Here is a 1,330-nt window from a genome sequence, read left to right on the forward strand (position 1 = left end):
GTCGAAAACATGCCGGACGGCGAAACCAAACAGGCGCTGCTCAACGCCATCGACAAGCAGATCGCCACATTGCAATCCGCGCAACAGGACACCCAGGCATTGGCGCAGGCGCTCGCCGACGCGTCCAAGCAGGTGTCGGCCAACAGCGGCGACCTGCAGAGCGAACGCCAGAAGATCCTCGACCGGATCGCCACCGCGAAGAAATCCATCGTCTCCGCGCGCAAGGAATACACGACCAACGTCAAGCCGCAATTCGACAAGCTCGCGGACTCCATGCAGGACCTCATCTCGCAGACCGGCGACGTGGTGGCCGGCATCGGCGGCGTCACCAGCCAGGCGGGCGACGTCACGCATGACGTCGGCAAGGGCATCGCCTCCATCCGCAAAACCCTGAACGGCGTCGCCCGTTCGCTCGGCAAATCCGCGAACAAACTCGACAAGCTGAACACCGAATTCACGAACGCCGTGCAGAACGGCGACACGGATGCGATCAGGAAACTCGCGTCCACGAACACCAGCGCCGTGGCCACACTGCTTTCCGCGCCCGTCGCGCTCGACCGCGTGGCCGTCTATCCGATAGCGAACTACGGTTCCGCCATGGCGCCGTTCTACACGGTGCTGTCCATCTGGGTGGGTGCGATCATCCTCGTCGCCATCATGAAAACCGCCGTTTCCGACCGCGAGAAAGGCCATGTGCTCGGTTTGGGCGACGAGCTGCCCATCCAGCCGCGCGACCGCGAAGTGCCCGGCAACGCCGCCCGTTTCGGGCTGAAATTGCATCACGAGTACTTCGGGCGACTGGGCATCTTCACGTTGCTCGCCCTGCTGCAGGGCACGATCGTATGCCTCGGCGACCTGTACTATCTGGGCGTGCAGGCCGAGCATCCGCTGCAGTTCCTGCTCGTCGGCTGGCTGTGCTCGATCGTGTTCTGCAACATGGTGTACACGCTCACCGTGTCGTTCGGCGACATCGGCAAGGCGCTCGCCGTGGTGCTGCTGGTGATGCAGGTCGCCGGTTCCGGCGGAACCTTCCCGATCCAGACGCTGCCGAAGTTCTTCCAGTTGTGCTATCCGTTCCTGCCGTTCCCGCATGCCATCGACGCGATGCATGCGGCGATGGCCGGCTCCTACGGCTACGAATACTGGATCGATCTGGGCGAATTGCTGCTGTTCCTGGTACCGTCGCTGCTGCTTGGCCTGGTATTGCGCAAACCGGTGATCCGGCTGAACAACTGGGTGCTGCGCAATCTGGAATCCACGAAGGTGATGTAGCGCGTTGATGCCGCGCGCCGCGTCCCCGTACGAACGTCTGGCGGTGCCGCGCCGGCGG

Annotated in this window: 1 protein-coding gene; it reads left to right on the forward strand. The window is 63.5% G+C overall.

The annotated features are described in order from the left end of the window. On the forward strand, nucleotides 1-1,272 hold a 1,272-nt coding region (locus B3C64_RS06910; protein WP_291534662.1), incomplete at its 5' end, for a YhgE/Pip family protein. Nucleotides 1,273-1,330 lie beyond the last annotated feature (58 nt).

Source organism: Bifidobacterium sp. UBA6881 (genome assembly GCA_002451435.1).
GTDB lineage: Bacteria > Actinomycetota > Actinomycetes > Actinomycetales > Bifidobacteriaceae > Bifidobacterium.